At 69.9% G+C, this 15,197-nt stretch carries 20 protein-coding genes; 14 read left to right on the top strand and 6 right to left on the bottom strand.

Annotated features, from left to right (window positions below; all coding sequences use genetic code 11):
* Nucleotide 1: 1 nt before the first annotated feature.
* The 3 genes from AB0L37_RS02445 to AB0L37_RS02435 all read right to left on the bottom strand — a co-directional run bounded on the left by AB0L37_RS02445 (nucleotide 2) and on the right by AB0L37_RS02435 (nucleotide 2,726).
* Nucleotides 2-970, bottom strand: coding sequence for a bifunctional MaoC family dehydratase N-terminal/OB-fold nucleic acid binding domain-containing protein (locus AB0L37_RS02445; protein ID WP_365498830.1), 969 nt, complete (start codon nucleotides 968-970; stop codon nucleotides 2-4).
* Nucleotides 967-2,175, bottom strand: a complete 1,209-nt coding sequence (locus AB0L37_RS02440) for an acyl-CoA dehydrogenase family protein (protein ID WP_365498827.1) — start codon at nucleotides 2,173-2,175, stop codon at nucleotides 967-969. Before AB0L37_RS02440 ends, AB0L37_RS02445 begins: the two co-directional genes overlap by 4 nt.
* A 239-nt stretch (nucleotides 2,176-2,414) precedes the next feature.
* Nucleotides 2,415-2,726, bottom strand: a complete 312-nt coding sequence (locus AB0L37_RS02435; protein WP_365498824.1) for a hypothetical protein — start codon at nucleotides 2,724-2,726, stop codon at nucleotides 2,415-2,417.
* 371 nt (nucleotides 2,727-3,097) lie between these two features.
* Between AB0L37_RS02435 and AB0L37_RS02430 the strand changes: the two genes are divergently transcribed.
* Complete coding sequence (locus AB0L37_RS02430; RefSeq protein ID WP_365498820.1) at nucleotides 3,098-3,982, top strand: bifunctional DNA primase/polymerase; 885 nt, start codon at nucleotides 3,098-3,100, stop codon at nucleotides 3,980-3,982.
* A gap of 220 nt (nucleotides 3,983-4,202) precedes the next feature.
* Here the strand turns inward: AB0L37_RS02430 and AB0L37_RS02425 are convergent, their stop codons facing one another.
* The 3 genes from AB0L37_RS02425 to AB0L37_RS02415 all read right to left on the bottom strand — a co-directional run bounded on the left by AB0L37_RS02425 (nucleotide 4,203) and on the right by AB0L37_RS02415 (nucleotide 6,515).
* Entirely contained in the window at nucleotides 4,203-5,081 is an 879-nt protein-coding gene (locus AB0L37_RS02425; protein ID WP_365498817.1) for an SUMF1/EgtB/PvdO family nonheme iron enzyme, read from the bottom strand.
* Between the two features lie 111 nt (nucleotides 5,082-5,192).
* On the bottom strand, nucleotides 5,193-5,978 hold the full coding sequence (locus AB0L37_RS02420; RefSeq protein ID WP_365498814.1) for an aminotransferase class IV family protein: 786 nt from the start codon (nucleotides 5,976-5,978) through the stop codon (nucleotides 5,193-5,195).
* Nucleotides 5,979-6,131: 153 nt separating this feature from the next.
* Nucleotides 6,132-6,515 carry a GntR family transcriptional regulator gene (locus tag AB0L37_RS02415; protein ID WP_365498811.1) on the bottom strand — a complete coding sequence of 128 codons (384 nt, stop codon included), beginning with the start codon at nucleotides 6,513-6,515 and terminating at the stop codon, nucleotides 6,132-6,134.
* A 422-nt stretch (nucleotides 6,516-6,937) separates the two neighbouring features.
* On the opposite strand from AB0L37_RS02415, the gene AB0L37_RS02410 reads away from it, so the two are divergent.
* The 13 genes from AB0L37_RS02410 (at nucleotide 6,938) to AB0L37_RS02350 (ending at nucleotide 15,197) form a co-directional block, all read left to right on the top strand.
* Nucleotides 6,938-7,075 (top strand): pRL2-8, encoded by a 138-nt coding sequence (locus tag AB0L37_RS02410; RefSeq protein WP_365499183.1) that lies wholly within the window; start codon nucleotides 6,938-6,940, stop codon nucleotides 7,073-7,075.
* Between the two features lie 104 nt (nucleotides 7,076-7,179).
* Nucleotides 7,180-7,449 (top strand): DUF6284 family protein, encoded by a 270-nt coding sequence (locus AB0L37_RS02405; RefSeq protein ID WP_365498808.1) that lies wholly within the window; start codon nucleotides 7,180-7,182, stop codon nucleotides 7,447-7,449.
* Entirely contained in the window at nucleotides 7,446-7,724 is a 279-nt protein-coding gene (locus tag AB0L37_RS02400) for a hypothetical protein (protein ID WP_365498805.1), read from the top strand. The genes AB0L37_RS02405 and AB0L37_RS02400 overlap by 4 nt, the downstream gene beginning before the upstream one ends.
* Complete coding sequence (locus AB0L37_RS02395) at nucleotides 7,721-8,608, top strand: DUF2637 domain-containing protein (protein ID WP_365498802.1); 888 nt, start codon at nucleotides 7,721-7,723, stop codon at nucleotides 8,606-8,608. The genes AB0L37_RS02400 and AB0L37_RS02395 overlap by 4 nt, the downstream gene beginning before the upstream one ends.
* Nucleotides 8,605-9,732, top strand: a complete 1,128-nt coding sequence (locus AB0L37_RS02390; RefSeq protein WP_365498799.1) for a DNA cytosine methyltransferase — start codon at nucleotides 8,605-8,607, stop codon at nucleotides 9,730-9,732. Before AB0L37_RS02395 ends, AB0L37_RS02390 begins: the two co-directional genes overlap by 4 nt.
* A complete protein-coding gene (locus tag AB0L37_RS02385) occupies nucleotides 9,729-10,064 on the top strand; it encodes a hypothetical protein (RefSeq protein ID WP_365498796.1) in 336 nt (111 codons plus the stop codon). Before AB0L37_RS02390 ends, AB0L37_RS02385 begins: the two co-directional genes overlap by 4 nt.
* A 103-nt stretch (nucleotides 10,065-10,167) precedes the next feature.
* Nucleotides 10,168-12,405, top strand: coding sequence for a cell division protein FtsK (locus AB0L37_RS02380; protein WP_365498793.1), 2,238 nt, complete (start codon nucleotides 10,168-10,170; stop codon nucleotides 12,403-12,405).
* Between the two features lie 141 nt (nucleotides 12,406-12,546).
* On the top strand, nucleotides 12,547-12,798 hold the full coding sequence (locus tag AB0L37_RS02375; RefSeq protein ID WP_365498790.1) for a hypothetical protein: 252 nt from the start codon (nucleotides 12,547-12,549) through the stop codon (nucleotides 12,796-12,798).
* A 92-nt stretch (nucleotides 12,799-12,890) separates the two neighbouring features.
* The gene (locus tag AB0L37_RS02370; RefSeq protein ID WP_365498787.1) at nucleotides 12,891-13,085 is read left to right on the top strand and encodes a hypothetical protein; all 195 of its coding nucleotides are present in this window, start codon (nucleotides 12,891-12,893) and stop codon (nucleotides 13,083-13,085) included.
* Between the two features lie 10 nt (nucleotides 13,086-13,095).
* Complete coding sequence (locus AB0L37_RS02365) at nucleotides 13,096-13,539, top strand: hypothetical protein (RefSeq protein WP_365498784.1); 444 nt, start codon at nucleotides 13,096-13,098, stop codon at nucleotides 13,537-13,539.
* A 16-nt stretch (nucleotides 13,540-13,555) separates the two neighbouring features.
* Nucleotides 13,556-13,837 carry a hypothetical protein gene (locus AB0L37_RS02360; RefSeq protein WP_365498781.1) on the top strand — a complete coding sequence of 94 codons (282 nt, stop codon included), beginning with the start codon at nucleotides 13,556-13,558 and terminating at the stop codon, nucleotides 13,835-13,837.
* Between the two features lie 20 nt (nucleotides 13,838-13,857).
* On the top strand, nucleotides 13,858-14,220 hold the full coding sequence (locus AB0L37_RS02355; RefSeq protein ID WP_365498778.1) for a hypothetical protein: 363 nt from the start codon (nucleotides 13,858-13,860) through the stop codon (nucleotides 14,218-14,220).
* 89 nt (nucleotides 14,221-14,309) lie between these two features.
* On the top strand, nucleotides 14,310-15,197 hold the full coding sequence (locus tag AB0L37_RS02350) for a bifunctional DNA primase/polymerase (protein WP_365498775.1): 888 nt from the start codon (nucleotides 14,310-14,312) through the stop codon (nucleotides 15,195-15,197).

The following is a 15,197-nucleotide window of genomic DNA, read 5'->3' as shown; positions in this document are numbered from 1 at the left end:
GTCACACCTCACCGCCCTCGGCCGCGCGGAAGACGGGCAGCTCCAACTCGTCGTCCACCCGCAGGAATTCCAGCCGCACCGGCATCCCGATGCGCACCTTGTCGTACGGCACCCCGACGACGTTGCTCACGATCCGCACCCCCTCGGCCAGCTCCACCAGGCCCACCGCGTACGGCGGATCGAAGGCCGGGAAGGGCGGATGGTGCATGACGACGTACGAGAAGACGCTTCCCTCGCCGCTCGCCTCGACGGTGTCCCAGTCCTGCCCCCCGCACGCGTTGCACCCCGGCAGCCAGGGGAAGCGGAGGGTCTCGCAGGACCGGCAGCGCTGGATGAGCAGCCGGTGCTCGGCGACGCCCTCCCAGAACCCGGCGTTGTCCCGGTTCACGACGGGCCGCGGCCGCAGCTTCTTCCCGGCATCCGACGACGCGTCCGACGAGGCACCCGACGCGGCACCCGGCGCGGCACCCGGCGGCGCACCCGAACCACGCCGCGCGGGCGCGTACTTGAGGATCCGGAACCGGTGCGTCCCGGCCGGCTCCCCGTTCGCCCGGACGTCCATCCTCGTCGTGACGAAGTGCCCGGTCCCCAATTTCGTCGTCTTCAGGGGCGACACCGACTCGATCACCGAGTCGTACGTGATCACGTCCCCGGGCCGCAGCGGCCGCAGATACTCCTGCTCGCAGTCGGTCGCGACGACGGAGGTGCACCCCGCGCCGTCGAGCAGCGCGAACAGTTCGTCGTGCGCGGGGGAGCGCCCCTCGTACCCGGACAGGCCACCCATCGTCCAGGCCTGAAGCATCGTCGGCGGCGCTATCGCGTCCGGCCCCTCGTAGGCCGGATTGGTGTCGCCCATGGCCTCGCACCAGTGCCGGATCATCGGCGCGTTGACCGGGTCCTTCCCCGGACTGCCGGTGGCGGCGGCCCGCCCCTCGAACGCCCTCAACTCCTCGTACGACAACGCCTTCACCGCCTCCCCCGCTTCATCCCGAGCCGCATGGTGGCCACGATCTCCCGCTGCACCTCGCTCACCCCGCCCCCGAACGTGTTGATCTGCGCCGCCCGGTTCATCCGCTCCAACTCGCCGTCCCCCACGGCAGTCCCCCCGTCGCCCCCGTCACCCGTCCCCCCGAACGCCCCCGGCGACCCGGCCCGTACCCATCCGGCATCGCCCGCGATCTGCTGACACATGCGATACGTCTCGATCGCGGATTCCGTTCCCGCGAACTTCACGCCGCTGGCGTCCCCGGGGGCCAGCCGGCCGGCCCCCACGTCCTGCACCAAACGCCAGTTGAGCAGGCGCGTTGCCGCCAGACGGGCATGCACTTCGGCCAGTTGGGAACGGACCCAGGTCGCGTCAACGCGCCGCTCACCCGTCACCGGATCGGGTGTACGGGCGGCGGCGAGCACCCGCTCGTAGAAGTCCTCGGCCTGCATCCCGATCGCGGCGAGCGCGACCCGCTCGTGATTGAGCTGGTTGGTGATCAGACCCCAGCCGCCGTGCAGGTCCCCGACCAGGTTCGAGGCGGGCACGCGGATCCCGTCGTAGTACGTCGCCGTGGTCGTGAGCCCGCCGACGGTCTCGATCGGCGTCCACGAGAACCCGGGGGCGTCCGTCGGCACGAGGATGATCGAGATGCCCTGGTGCTTCGGCGCGTCCGGGTCGGTGCGGCAGGCGAGCCAGATCCAGTCCGCGTTCTGCGCGTTCGACGTGAAGACCTTCTGGCCGTCGACGACCCAGTCGCCGCTCGCCTCGTCCCGCACCGCGCGCGTGCGCAGCGCGGCGAGGTCGGTCCCGGCGGACGGCTCGCTGTAGCCGATGGCGAAGACGAGATCGCCGCTGAGGATCCGGGGCAGGAAGTAGGCCTTCTGCTCCTCGGTCCCGTACTTCATCAACGTAGGACCGACGGTGTTGAGCGTGACCATGGAGACCGGTGCGCCCGCGCGGTACGCCTCGTCGAAGAAGACGAACTGCTCGTCCGCGCCGCGTCCCTGACCGCCGTACGCGACGGGCCAGCCGAGGCCGAGCAGCCCTTCGGCGCCGAGCCCGCGCAGCACCGCGCGCTGCCCGGCGACGTCGTCGCCGGCGGGCGGCCCGTCCGGCATCAACGTACGGAATCGTGCGCGCAGGTGAGCACGGAGCTCCTGCTGACGCGCGGTGGGGGCGAGGTGCACGGCGACGACCTCCCGGACGGCTCGCGTACGAGGCCTGCTCGTACGGACAAGGGTTTCTGACTGTCCGTCAGATGCCATCGGGTGTCAAGAGATCGACCACACGCGCGCAAGAGCGGGCAAACACGCGCGCGTGAGCGAAGAAGGGGGCCGCGAACACGCCTGCGCGGCGGCGCCGGAGCGCCGCCGCGCGGACTGTCACACACCCCACGGAAGTCCCCCGCCGAACGGGGACGCGAGGGCTACCAGAGCTCGGTGAAGTTCACCTGGACGTTCGAGTTCCCCTGCTCGATGGCCGTGAACGCCGAACCGTTCACCTGGGCCGTGTTGCTCTGGTTCGAGGCGCCGTTGCCGACGGCCTGCTGCTGCGTGGTGGACGAGTTGCCGTTGTTGTCGTGTCCGACGCCACTGCCGCTGACGGTCGCCACGCCCGCGTTCGATCCGTTGTCCGCGAACGAGCCGTTGTCGGCCATCGCCACCCCGGAGAAGAGGGCGGCGGCGAGGGGCAGCGCGGCGACAGCGGCGATGACGCGGGCGGTACGGATGGAAGCCATGTCAATTCCTCCAGAAAGGAAGTACGCACCGGCTGCTCGGACGGGGGTCCGGCATCCCGGGGAATTACGGGTTGTCCCAAGGCAGTTGGCCGACCGCCTCGGTGATGTTCACGACGTCGCGAGACCAGAGTTGCCCACCGAATCCCCGGCGAACCAGCCCGGAAGCCCTCATTCCCTCGCAAGCGTGAGGACATGTCGATAAACCTGCTTCACGCCCACAAAGTCCCAGTTCAGCCCCGAGTCCGTCACCTCCGCCGATCACCGACCAGCCCTCCCATGGGACGAAGCGTTTCAGCACATTTTTGGTAAATAGCCACCCCGCCCGGCCCACACCCCTTTCCCGTTTCGAACATTCGTACGAACATAGGGCCATGGCCACCACCGACCGGCACCTGACCTCCTCCGTCCCCGCGGCGACCCTGGCTCTCGCGCACGCGCTGTCCGCGGCGGAGCGCGGGCTCGCCGTCATCCCGCTGTCGCGCACGAAGCTCCCCGCGCTGCCGTCCCCGCACCGCGACGACCCTCCCTGGAAGCCGCGCTGCCACGGCGAGTGCGGCCTTCCCGGCCACGGTGTGTACGACGCGACGACCGATCCGCGCCGCATCCGCGCCCTGTTCGCCGCCGCGCCCCGGGCGACCGGCTACGGCATCGCGTGCGGCCTGCCCCCGCACCACCTCATCGGCGTCGACCTCGACACCAAGTCCGGTACGGATTCCTCCGCTTCCCTGCGTGAGCTGGCTTTACGGCACCTCTTCACGATCCCGGAGACCGTGGTCGTGGCCACCCCCAGCGGCGGCCGCCACCTGTGGCTCTCCGGGCCGCCCGACGTGGTGGTGCCCAACTCGGCGGGCCGCCTCGCCCCCGGCATCGACATCCGCGGCGCCGGCGGCTACCTGGTCGGCCCCGGCTCCCGCACCGAACACGGCGTCTACAGCACGGTCCTCGGCACCGCCCACCTCCCGCCCGCCGCGTGCCCTCCCGCGCTGCTGCGCCTGCTCACGCCCCCTCCGCGCACGCACCACCCCACGCCGGGCCCGCCCGGTCACCACGGCCTGGGTCTCGTCCAGTTCGTCCTGAGCGCCCACGAGGGCCAGCGCAACACCCGCCTCTTCTGGGCAGCGTGCCGCGCCTACGAGAGCGGCCTCGGCGACACCCTCGTGGACGCCCTGACCGACGCGGCGACCCGCACGGGCCTGACGGCACGCGAGGCCCGCGCGACGATCGCGTCGGCGGCGCGCATGACATGCGGAGGCTAGCCCCCGTCACATGCCGAGAGCCCCCGACCTTCGTACAGGTCAGGGGCTCTCAACCACTGCGGTGGGTGTGGGATTTGAACCCACGGTGACTCGCGCCACGACGGTTTTCAAGACCGACAAGCTTGCGGTAGGAACGCCCTGGTCAGACGCTGTTTCGGCTCCCGTGTGAGGCTTCCTGGCCCACACATGGCCCATGAGGTCCCGAAAGGGCCCCTCGGCGTCACTTCTTCCTGGGTGCCATCTGCTCTGGTGTCGCCGTGCAGCGGAACCCTGTGTCGTCGTCGTGCATCGTGTCGTTGGCGTCGTTGGAAGCGGCGGGTACACCCCGGAACAGAGGACTCGTGAAGGCACTGCCGCGGAGTTCGTACCGCCCTGGAGTGGTCGGCGTTGAGAGCCACTCCCAGACGTTCCCCACCATGTCGTAGACCCCGTAGGGAGACACGCCGCTGTGGTACCGGGAGACGGACGTCGTGACCTCCACACCGGTCTCTCGGACGTTGCACTTCGCGGCGGTCTTCTGGTCGCCCCACGGGAATGTACGGCCGGAGGTACCCCGCGCCGCCTTCTCCCACTGCTCCGCTGTTGGCAGCGACTTCCCCGCCCACATCGCGTACGCGTTCGCGTCCCGCCACGTCACGTGCACAACAGGGTGGTCGTACAGCTCCCGCGGGCACCGGCCGTTCTGCCAGTGCTCAGGCACCGGGTGCCGTGTCGCCGCGCAGAACCGCGCGTAGTCGGCGTTGGTCGTCGGGAAGGTGTCGATGTGGAACTCATCCACCCACACCGGTTCGTCGTCTTCCCCTGCCAGGAAGATCCCCTCCGGGACGTGAGCCATGAGCTTCCCGTCACCGGGGTGCTTCACATACTCGCCGCTGCTCGTCTGGTCTTCGTCCGGCTCGATGACCGCTTGGGTGGGGATGTCGTCCGCGGCGAGGATGCCGACGAAGCGGCCCTGAGCGTCCTGGTCAGCCTTGGCGAGCACCGTGTCCAAGGCCGCTTGGTTCACCATGCGCAGGGTGGCTTGCTCCCCGTCTGCCTCCCATCGGGAGACGATGCGGTCGGAGACTCCGAGCTTCTCGGAGAACTCCATGAGACTCATGCGTACGGCTTCACGCAGTGCCTTAACTTCACGTCCGGTCCATTTCGTAACGAGTGGCATGGGCTACCTCTGTCGTGAATCGCCGCCCCGGGCAGGGGCGGCGGCACGCGTCTACAGGCTGTCGCCGGGGATCGCGGCGTAGCCCTCGCGCAGTGCATCGAGCACGGGGTGGTCCTGCGGGAACTGCACGTCGTCGAGCGCGCTCACTGAACGCACGCCGATCGTCGTGTTCGTAGCGAATGCGGCATCCATGTTCGGCACGTCGGCAAGCCGCACAGGAGCAGTGACCTGCTTGGGGGCATCAAGGCCCTGGAGAAGGAGCATCGTTGTACCGGGGAGGACCGGGGCCTCCGGCCAAATGACCGTGCCCTCCTGGTCAACAAACCCGAGGTTCCACGTGCCGCCCTCGGAGACGCAACCGTCCGGTTCGACGAACACGGCATCGTCGAACCCGGCGAGTTGAGCGTCCCGCCGTACCCGGAGCTGCGAGTGAAGCCCGATGTGCTTGACCGCCGCGCTGTCACGGGTGAAGGCGAAGGTCTTGGCGGTGAGCGGGGGCGGAGTCAGGGCGCCCGCCGGCCGCAGGTTCACGAGAACGTGGGGGTCCTTGGCGCCGCTGGGACGGCCCATATCGATCGCGGGGTCAAAGATGGTGACGCGCAGGCCAGCGACACCCGTGATGCCCTCGGCTGCCTTGCGGATGTAGCTCTGCGTCTGGTCGCGGTCCAACTCGACACCGAAGACGAGTCGGCAGTCACGTACGAGCCGGTCCAGATGGAGCGACAGGCCCCGGACCGTGCCGTCCTCCATGCGCATTGACGTGAAGTGCCCGTAGTTCGTGAGGGCGAGGCTCTGGAGTTCGTCGAGGGTGACGGGTTTTCCGTTCAGTTCAGCCATGCGGCCAGTCTGGCAGTCCCTGACGTACCGCCAACACCCGTTCCGTCAGCCAAAGTTCGGTTTAGTTCGGTGCAGGGGCGGCGGGAGTACGTACTCACGGAGCGCTCGCCGGGACACGCTAAGAGCATGATGACGAACGCACCGCGAGAGACGCTAAGCGTCGGGCTCCCGCTCGGCGGGGCCCACGACCGCTTCAAGCTGCTTCACGCGCTCGACGAGGCCGGCGAGTTCGGTCGAGACGCGCGCCACCTCGGCTTGCAGCTCGGTAAGGCGCTGGGCAGCTTCGCGGGGCGCCTGCTCGCCGGGGGCAGGGTCGCGGACGTAGGTGCCGCTCCCCGTACGGCCCTCGACCAACCCCTCTTCCTGGAGTTGCGCGTAGGCGGCCTGCACGGTCATCAGGGCCACACCGAGTTTCTTGGCGTACGCCCGAGCGCCCGGGAGGCGATCCCCAGGACCGAACGTCTCTGCGGCGATCTCGTCTCTGAGCCGTGCGGCGATCTCGCGTGCGTTGGGCTTCCTCTTCGGCTGTGAGTCCACCTCGAAAGCGTACTTGACCTAGGTCGCTCGCCATCAGTGGTGCAGAAGCACTTGACGCACCAAAGCGACCTAGGTAGCTTTCACATCAACGGCAAGCGACCTAGGTCGCTTCGCTAAGGGTCATTTGACCTGATGAATGCACCGGCCGGGTCCCGCTCCGTGAGGAGCGGGAGCCCCTGTCACAGGGGGTTACCGCGCTCTGCCGGGAGCGCTCGTTCTTTGAGAACTGAATAGGTGGGCCCCGCCTCCCCGAGTCGAAAAGGCGGTCCGCGCGGAACATGCCGCGCTGTACGTCGACTCTCCGCCGCGCTCGTCGCGGCGGTCGGTTGCCTCCGCTGTTCGTCTCGTACGAGCAGCGGCGAGGGGAGCCGAGTCACAGGAAGGAGCCCGTCATGGGGCTGTTTGGAACGTCCGCCAAGGCCATGTCCGTGCCGAAGCGTGAGTGCCCGCAGTGTTGGCAGCACGCTCACGACCCCAAGGTGCACCGGGGCCTGCGGGGGGACTGCCCGCAGTGCGTGGACCACATGGTCAACGGCTGCCCTGGCTTCAACCGGCGCTGAGCGCGCCGCCGATCGCTCAATCACCTTCAACGGCGTGAGCCCCCGGTGCTCGAACACCGGGGGCTCTGTTCGGGCCGCACCTACTGCTAGGGAGATCACGACCCATGGACTACATCGTCACTGTTCAGGACGCTGTTACCGCGTTCGCTCCGTATCTGGAACCCACGGATGCGGAACTGGACGCCATCGACGCGGAAATGCCCGTCATCCTCGCCGACGTCGACCTGCTCGACGCGACCATCGCCACCCTGGACCGCACGCCGACCGAGCTGGACGAGCGGCGCATCCGCCGGGCCCGCCGACGGGCCCTCGCCGCGCGCTGCGACCTGGTCAACAAGGCCGCCAAGCAGGGGCAGACGGGCGGTGCCGCATGAGCACCACCGACACCGTGAAGACCCGGATCGCAACCGCGCTGGTTGTCTCCAGCTGGCTCGCGATGGCCGCGGCCGCAGCCCTGGTCACCCTGAACGACTCGCGCTGGTGGCTGGCGCTGCTCATCAGTGGCCTGCTCCAGGTCCCCGCGATCCTGCTCAGTCAGTCCTTCGAGGAGCCGCCGCTGGACGACGACGCCCCGGACGACGACGAGGAGTTCGAGTCGTTCGCGTGGGAGTACGGCGACCTTCACGACGGGCGGGAGGGGGAGCGATGAACCTTCACCGCAACGGGCGCCGCGCCCTCGTCGCGGCCCTGGTCATCGTGGTCGCAATGGCGTTCCGCGTCTCCTGGAACGCACTGCGGGACATCGCCGGCGCGGTCGGTGCCGACGCCACGGCCGCAACCCTGTACCCGTTCGTGGTCGATGGCCTGATGGCGCTCGCCCTGATCGCCACCCTCGTCCTCGCCGGGCGGGACCGGACGTTCGCACTGCGGGTGCTGGGCACCTACACACTCGCCTCGCTCATCCTCAACTACGTCCACGGTCTTGTCCCCGAGCTGCACGGCCGCACCGTCGACTGGGGTCGACTCGCGGACTGGGACCCGGCGAACTGGGCGCTCGTACTGCTCGCCACGTCGCTGCCGGTCGGCTCGATCTACTTCGGCTCCGACCTCGTCGCGAAGGTGCTGCACCACCGTCCCGCCCCGATCGCACCCCCGATCGTAAATGCGGAGGAATCTACCGAGACCATCAGGAATCGGTCTACGGCTGACCTGCCCGAATCGACTCCCGCGCCGATCATTCCGAACGTGACCGTGCTGCCCCGACCGGTCGCCGTCGGCTTCCTGAAGTCGACCGTGGCGACCAAGCCCGTCAAGGCGATCGAGGCGCCGCCGGTCGACCCGATCGCGGCTCGCAGCGTGGCCGCTGAATCGAGTCGACCCCGACGGGCGACCGGCCGTGTGCCGGACGTCGCGAAGTCGACCCGCCCCAAGCGCACGGCTGACGAACTGCTCGTCGAAGCGCGGACCGTCACGGCCGACTGGCCGGACGCCAAGCTGACCGGCGAGGGCATCCGCCGCGCCCTGCACACCTCCCCCGCCAACGCCCGCGCCCTGCGCGACACCCTGCGTGCCGAGCGGGGAGCAGCAGCGTGACCGGGCTGCGGATCGGGTCGGTGTGTACCGGATACGGCGGTCTGGACGATGCCGTGCGGGCCGTGTTCGGCGGGGAGCTGGCGTGGGTGGCGGACAACGATCCCGGCGCCGCCCGGATCCTCGCCCACCACTACCCCGAGGTGCCCAACCTCGGGGACCTCACCGCCGTCGACTGGCACGACGTCGAACCCGTCGACGTCTACATCGGCGGCTATCCGTGCCAGCCGTTCAGCACGGCGGGCAAGCGGAAGGGAACCAAGGATGACCGGCACCTCTGGCCGTACATCGCCCGCGCCCTTGGCGTTCTACGACCCCGCCTCGCGGTCTTTGAAAACGTCGCAGGCCACCTTTCTCTCGGCTTCGACACCGTCCTCGCCGACCTTGCCGCCATCGGGTTCGATGCGGACTGGTGCTGTGTACGCGCGAGCGACATCAAGGCCGCCCACCAGCGCAAGCGGCTCATCTTCTGCGCCTGGCCTGCCGACTCCGGCGGCCCGGGACTGGCGCGGCGGTGGGCAGAGCGGGCAGCTTCCCACCGCCGTCTCCCTGCTGCCGACGCCATCGACCTCGGAGTCCACGGGGGCCGGGCACGCAGCACAGGGCGGGATGAACCTGCGCCACGTGGTCTCACTGCTGCCTACGCCGACGGTGCAGAACGCCAGCGGCAACCAGCGCAACAACCGCGGCGAACTGCTTCTGCCGGGGGTCGTCAGCCTGTTGCCCACCCCGCGGGCATCGGCGAACGAGAACCGGCAGACCAAGCGCTCACCCTCACAGGAAGCCGGGACGCACGGCAAGTGCCTGGCGGCCGAGATGGGCGAACTCGCGCAGCCCAGCAAGGCGGAACCAACTGGGGACCGTACGCCGAAGCGGTCGAAAGGTGGGCGCAGGTCATCGGCCGCCCCGCCCCCCGGCCAACTGACGATCTGGGACGACTGAACCCGGTCTTCGTCGAGTGGCTCATGGCCCTCAGCGAGGGCCATGTCACGGGTGTGCCGGGCCTGTCGCGCACCGCACAGCTCAAGGCGCTCGGCAACGGCGTCGTCCCGCCGCAGGCCGTGGCCGCCCTGCACATCCTGCTCAACCGGGCCGAACCCGGGACCTGGGCGGGGGTGGCGGCATGAAGTCACAGCCCATCGTCGGCACCGCCGTGTTCAACCCGGTCATGGAGGCCGCCGGCCACCGCTGCCAATGCGAGGGCGAGTGCGGCAACCCGCACGCCAAGAGCGGCGGACGCTGCCCGCACGAGCACGACGGCTACACCAGCAAGCACGGCCGCCGGGTCCGCCTCATCGCGGCTCCCGCCGACCCGCTCGCCTCCGCGGTCGCCGCCGCCGGGCTCCCGCCCGAGCAGTTGCGGGCCTGGTGTCCCGACTGCCTCACCGCCGCCGCCCGCGCGGCCCGGCGGCACCTGCCCGACACCTCTACCGATCAGGGCGGCTTGTTCGACCTGTAGCCGCACAGCGCTTGACCAGTCCCTTTTCAGGGGTTCGGCCGCTCACCTCTCACCGCGGCGGCCGAACCCCGTCGTTCCACTCCCGTGAAGGAGCAGACCCAGCATGACCGAGATCAACGTGTCCGGTCCGCCCGCTGAGGCGCCGGAAGAGGAGACCAGCGAGGCTACGGCGCGGGTGCTGCCGTTCCTGCGCAAGGACCCCGCCCCCGCCGCGACCGCGCCGACGGTCGACGAGGGGGAGGTGAAGCCGGGTGAGTGGGAGGCCGAACTCCCCGACACCGACGACCCGGAGGCCGAGGGCCTCACCGAGGGCGCCGACGTCGACCCGCCCAAGCAGGTGTACCCGCCGAGTGTGGCGGAGTGGATGGAGGCCAAGGACAAGGCCCGTCTGCCCGTGCTGCCGGACTGGGTGAAGCTGCCTGACCAGCGCACGGCCGTCCGTAAGTGGGCGGTGCGGCACTACTCGACGATGCTCGGCTATCACGCGGTGCGCCTGCCCTGCATCTACACCCCGAAGATCCTTATGTACTCGCCGCGCGGCGTCTGGCGCTGGTCGGCTGCCGTCGGCCGGTGGGTGTTCGACGCCGAGGGCAAGCCGCTGCGGCTCGCCTCCGTGGTCAACGAGGACGCGGCGGAGTACCTGCGCCTGTCCCATCAGCGCAACGCCCGGGTGCGGCTGCGCGGCGTCGTCGCCGCGCTCAGTTCGTTCATCGGTCTGACCGCCGCGCTGGTCTTGTATGTGATGGCGCCGTCCTGGCTGCTGACGCTGTCGATGGTCGCGCTGACCACGGCGCTCGGTGTGGTCGGGGCCCCGGCGGACCGCCCGCTGATCGACCGGGCGAAGGTGACCTTCCGCAAGCGGCGTCTGTCCTCCGACATCGTGGTCCGCGCCCACGAGGCCGCGGGGCTGACAGCCAAGGATCAGGGCATTGCGTTCCCGCGGCCGATCGGCCGGGACGGTGACGGGTGGCGGGTCGTCGTCGACCTGCCGTACGGCAAGACGTTCGGGGATGCGGTCAAGGCGCACGCCCGACTGTGCTCCGGCATGGACATCGCCCCCACGCAGCTCTTCCTGGACAAGGACGAGACGAGTGGCCGGCGCGTCTCGTACTGGATCGCCGACCGTGACCCGCTCGCGGTGCCGTCGGGCAAGTCGCCGCTGCTCGGGGCGACTCGGGTGGATTTCTGGAAGCCGTTCCCGTGGGGCGTCGACGAGCGTGGCAACCCGGTGATGGCCACCATGCTGTGGCTGTCGCTGCTGGTCGGCGCGGTGCCGAGGCAGGGCAAGACGTTCTCGGCGCGCACCATCGCGCTCGCCGCGGCCCTGGACCCGTACGTCCGGTTGTACGTGTTCGATGGGAAGGCGTCGCCGGACTGGCGCAAGTTCGCGCTGGTTGCGCACCGGATCGGGTTCGGGATCGTGCCGAAGAACGGGTTCGACCCGGTGGTGCACCTGCTGACCTCGCTGCGCGAGCTGAAGGCGGATGTCGAGGACCGCTACCACCGGCTCTCCGAACTGCCCCTGCACATCTGCCCGGAGGGCAAGCTCACCCCGGAGATCAGCCGGGACAGGAAGCTGAACATGCCGCTCACGCTGTTCGTCGTCGACGAGGTGCAGGAGTACTTGCAGCACCCCGAGCACGGCAAGGAAATCCTGTCGCTGCTCGTCTACCTCGCCCGCGTCGCCCCCGCGGTCGGCGTGTCCGTGATGACGTCCACGCAGAAGCCGGACGACAAGGCGTGCCCCTCCGAGCTGCGTGACCAGCATCAGGCCCGGTTCGCGCTGCGGGTCGGCGCCTACCAGGTCTCGGACACGATCCTTGGCGCGGGCTCGTACTCCGAGGGCCTGGACGCGTCCAAACTCCTCAAGTCCCACAAGGGAGTTGGCCTGCTCAAGGGCATGTCGGACGATGCCGGGATCGTGCGCACCTACCTCGCCGACGGACGCGACGCGGAACGCATCCTCACCCGCGCCGCCACCCTGCGCGACGCGGAAGGCACCCTGTCCGGCGACGCGGCCGGACAGGCACCCGCCGCGGAGAACACGGCCACGGTGCTGGATGACGTGGCCGCGGTGCTGGGCAAGGGCGAGGCCAAGGTGTGGTCGGAGACCCTCGTCGACCGCCTCGCCGACCTGCGCCCCGACGTCTACGGCACATGGGCCGACCTGGAGCCCAAGCCGAAGGCCGAAGCACTCACCGCAGCCCTCAAGCCGTACGGGGTGGCCACCGAGCAGATCGGCCGCCGCGTCGAGGGCAAGACGGTCAACAAGCGCGGCATCAAGCGCGAGGACCTCGCCGCCGCGATTACTCAGCGCAACGAGAAGCGGGACGCCGGATAGCCCTCAAGGGTCGCTAGCGCTAGCGGCAGACGTCGCTAGCGCTAGCGACCCTGCTAGCGACCCAAACCGCACCTGATCAGGTCGCTAGCGACTAGCGGCCGACCTGCGGAAACCCTTCAAAACCGCCTGAGAGGCCCTGTCATGACGCTCTCTCTGCTCGCTATCACCTGCCTGCTCGCCATCACGCTGGGTTACGGCGTGACGTGCTGGTTGTCCCCGTTCGGTGACTGCCGCAAGTGCAACGGCGTCGGCCACCTCATCAAGTTCGACCGCAAGGGCACGGCCAAGCGCGGCAAGACCTGCCGCCGCTGCCGCGGCATCGGCAAGCGCATACGGGTCGGCCGCCACCTCTACAACGTCGGCCGCCACGCCTACCGCGCCGGCACCCGCTGATGGCCACGATCCTGCGCCTGGCCGCGCTCGGCATCGCGCTCGGGCTGCTCCTCACCTCCTGCCCCGCCCACTGAGACGAAAGGCGTCCGCTGATGGTCATCACGATCCCGCTCGTTCTGCTCCTCGCCGCCGCGCTGCTCTTGCTCCTGCGCTTCCGTGCGCTCGGCGGCGGCGCCGCGGTCGTCGCCGTGCTCTTCGGCTTCTACCTCGCCTCCACCGACGCCAACGACACCGTCAACGGCCTCGTGTCCGCGATCACCAACGCCATCCCGAACATCGGAAGCTGAGGACCGCCCCGTGAACGAGCCCACCACCTACCGCCCGCCGGAGACGGCGGACACCGTCCACTACCCCACGCCGATACCGGCCGCGGCGCCGCTCATGCCCGTGCAGAGCGGCCACATCCCGGCCGTGCAGTCCATCGTGCTGCCCGACGGACGCGTCGTCACCGGCTACGCCATCGACCCCGCCAAGCCCGAACCGGCCGCGGTCAAGCCGGTCGTCTCGCGGGCCGCGGTGAACGTCGCCCTCGGCGGCGTCGGCTTCCTCGCCGTGTGCGGCGGACTGCTGATGCTCACCACGTTCATCGCCGCCCTCGCCGCGCTGATCCAGCAACTCGTCATCCTCGCCGCGGTCGTCTTCGGCGGCTTCATCGCCGTGCAGGTCCTCGGCTCCTCGCGCGGCGGCACGACGGTCAACATCCGCAAGGCCGTCATCAAGCGCAACCACTTCCACGGGTGACAGGAGACCAACACCCATGCCCCGACTGCGCATTCAGCGCGAGCACCGGCCGCGCCCCGCGCTGATCCTCACCGACACGCCCCGCCCCGACTGCCCGCAGTGCGACGGCAACGGCGGCCACAACCGCGACTACGGCGACCCCGAGACCGGCGAATACGCGGGCACCGACTGGGACCCCTGCGACTGCTGGAACGAGAACCGCCGCTGGCCGCTGCTGCCCCTGCCGCGCCGCCCGCTCTGGCTGCGCCGCACCGACCCGGACCGCGACCCGTGGGCCACCGACGAACCCCCGTTCTGACCCATCCCGAAAGGACCCCCATGCCGACCAACCCGTCTCCCGCGGCCTTGGCGGACACCGCCGCCGAATCGGTACGCAGCCTGAACCACGCCACGCAGAGCTTCAAGGGGAACCTGATCTACCCCGGCGACGCGTACGAGGTCGTCGCCTCGCTCAAGACGCTCACCCAGCGGCTGCCGCAGAGCTTCGAGCAGCTTGCCGATTTCCTGCGCAGGCTCGACAAGACCGACGCGGTCACGGCGGACTACGGCACCCCGGAGGAGCACCTCATGGAGGTGCTCTCCGGCCTGGCCTCTTCCGTGCTCATCGCCCAGACGCTCACCGAGCACCTTGACCGCGCACACAACGCGCTCGCCCCGCTCGGCTTCAACGACCCGCAGTAGCTACGCCAAGGGCGGCCCCCTCGTCTCGCCAAAGTCGCGGGGCCGCCCTTGTGATCCAGCACTGAGATAGAGAACTGGAGACCCCCAGCATGACCCAACCCACCGCCATCCGGCGAGCCCTCGCCCCCGGTGATGACACGAGCGAGCCCCTGCGCAACGCTCTGCGCCTCGCGGCCGAGGGCCTGCCCGTACTCCCTCTGCGCAAGGGCAAGGTGCCCTTCGCCAACTGTCCCGCGTGCCTCTACACCTCGTGCGGCGGCCGACCGCACATGAAGACCCCGGGCCCGTGCACATGCCCGCACCCGTGCCACGGATGGGCGGCCGCCACCACCGACCCCGAGACCCTCACCTCCACGGAATGGGCACCGGCATGGCGCGGCGCGGCGGCGCTCGCCTACCACCCGGGCGGCGCCGGTCTCACCGTCGTCGACCTCGACGACGCCGACGCCATCGCGTGGGCGCGCAAGCACCTGCCGGCCACGCAGACCGTGCCGACCACCCGCGGCGAACACTGGCTCTATCGGGGGACGATGCCGTCGGCCAACGGCGTGCGGCCCGGCATCGACATCAAGTCGACGATGTCCTACGCCCGCTGGCTCGGCTTTGGCACCGGCGACATGACCGCCCTACCGAACGTCGTACGCGCGCTGATCGCGGGCAAGCCCACCGCGGCCCGGCCCGCACCGGGCGCCGCCACGGTGTCCGTACCGATCGGGGGCGGACAGTGCCCGCACCGCACGCCCGCCTTCCTGAACCGCGGCATCGCGATGGCGGAGCAGCGCATCACCGACGCGTCCAGCGGCGTACACGCGACCGTCTACCGCACGTTCCTGGCCGTGCTGTCCACGCACGGCCAGTGCGGCTGCCTCACCGACGCCCACGTCGCCCGGTTGTTCGCCGCGGCACAGGCCAAGGGGGAGAGCACGCGGCACTGCACGGACGCGTGGGCCAACGCCCGCACCACGTTGGGACTGTGA

The sequence above is a fragment of the Streptomyces sp. NPDC052225 genome, assembly GCF_040679615.1.
In the GTDB taxonomy this organism is placed as follows: Bacteria; Actinomycetota; Actinomycetes; order Streptomycetales; family Streptomycetaceae; genus Streptomyces.
Note: the sequence above shows the minus strand (reverse complement) of the source record. Positions and strands in the feature narration are given on the sequence as shown.

Bases quoted from the DNA above. Each gene is read 5' to 3' on its own strand.
- AB0L37_RS02435 (WP_365498824.1), bottom strand. From the start codon at position 2,726: ATGGCTTCCATCCGTACCGCCCGCGTCATCGCCGCTGTCGCCGCGCTG.
- AB0L37_RS02430 (WP_365498820.1), top strand. From the start codon at position 3,098: ATGGCCACCACCGACCGGCACCTGACCTCCTCCGTCCCCGCGGCGACC.
- AB0L37_RS02425 (WP_365498817.1), bottom strand. From the start codon at position 5,081: ATGAGTCTCATGGAGTTCTCCGAGAAGCTCGGAGTCTCCGACCGCATC.
- AB0L37_RS02420 (WP_365498814.1), bottom strand. From the start codon at position 5,978: ATGGCTGAACTGAACGGAAAACCCGTCACCCTCGACGAACTCCAGAGC.
- AB0L37_RS02410 (WP_365499183.1), top strand. From the start codon at position 6,938: ATGTCCGTGCCGAAGCGTGAGTGCCCGCAGTGTTGGCAGCACGCTCAC.
- AB0L37_RS02405 (WP_365498808.1), top strand. From the start codon at position 7,180: ATGGACTACATCGTCACTGTTCAGGACGCTGTTACCGCGTTCGCTCCG.
- AB0L37_RS02400 (WP_365498805.1), top strand. From the start codon at position 7,446: ATGAGCACCACCGACACCGTGAAGACCCGGATCGCAACCGCGCTGGTT.
- AB0L37_RS02395 (WP_365498802.1), top strand. From the start codon at position 7,721: ATGAACCTTCACCGCAACGGGCGCCGCGCCCTCGTCGCGGCCCTGGTC.
- AB0L37_RS02385 (WP_365498796.1), top strand. From the start codon at position 9,729: ATGAAGTCACAGCCCATCGTCGGCACCGCCGTGTTCAACCCGGTCATG.
- AB0L37_RS02380 (WP_365498793.1), top strand. From the start codon at position 10,168: ATGACCGAGATCAACGTGTCCGGTCCGCCCGCTGAGGCGCCGGAAGAG.
- AB0L37_RS02375 (WP_365498790.1), top strand. From the start codon at position 12,547: ATGACGCTCTCTCTGCTCGCTATCACCTGCCTGCTCGCCATCACGCTG.
- AB0L37_RS02370 (WP_365498787.1), top strand. From the start codon at position 12,891: ATGGTCATCACGATCCCGCTCGTTCTGCTCCTCGCCGCCGCGCTGCTC.
- AB0L37_RS02360 (WP_365498781.1), top strand. From the start codon at position 13,556: ATGCCCCGACTGCGCATTCAGCGCGAGCACCGGCCGCGCCCCGCGCTG.
- AB0L37_RS02355 (WP_365498778.1), top strand. From the start codon at position 13,858: ATGCCGACCAACCCGTCTCCCGCGGCCTTGGCGGACACCGCCGCCGAA.
- AB0L37_RS02350 (WP_365498775.1), top strand. From the start codon at position 14,310: ATGACCCAACCCACCGCCATCCGGCGAGCCCTCGCCCCCGGTGATGAC.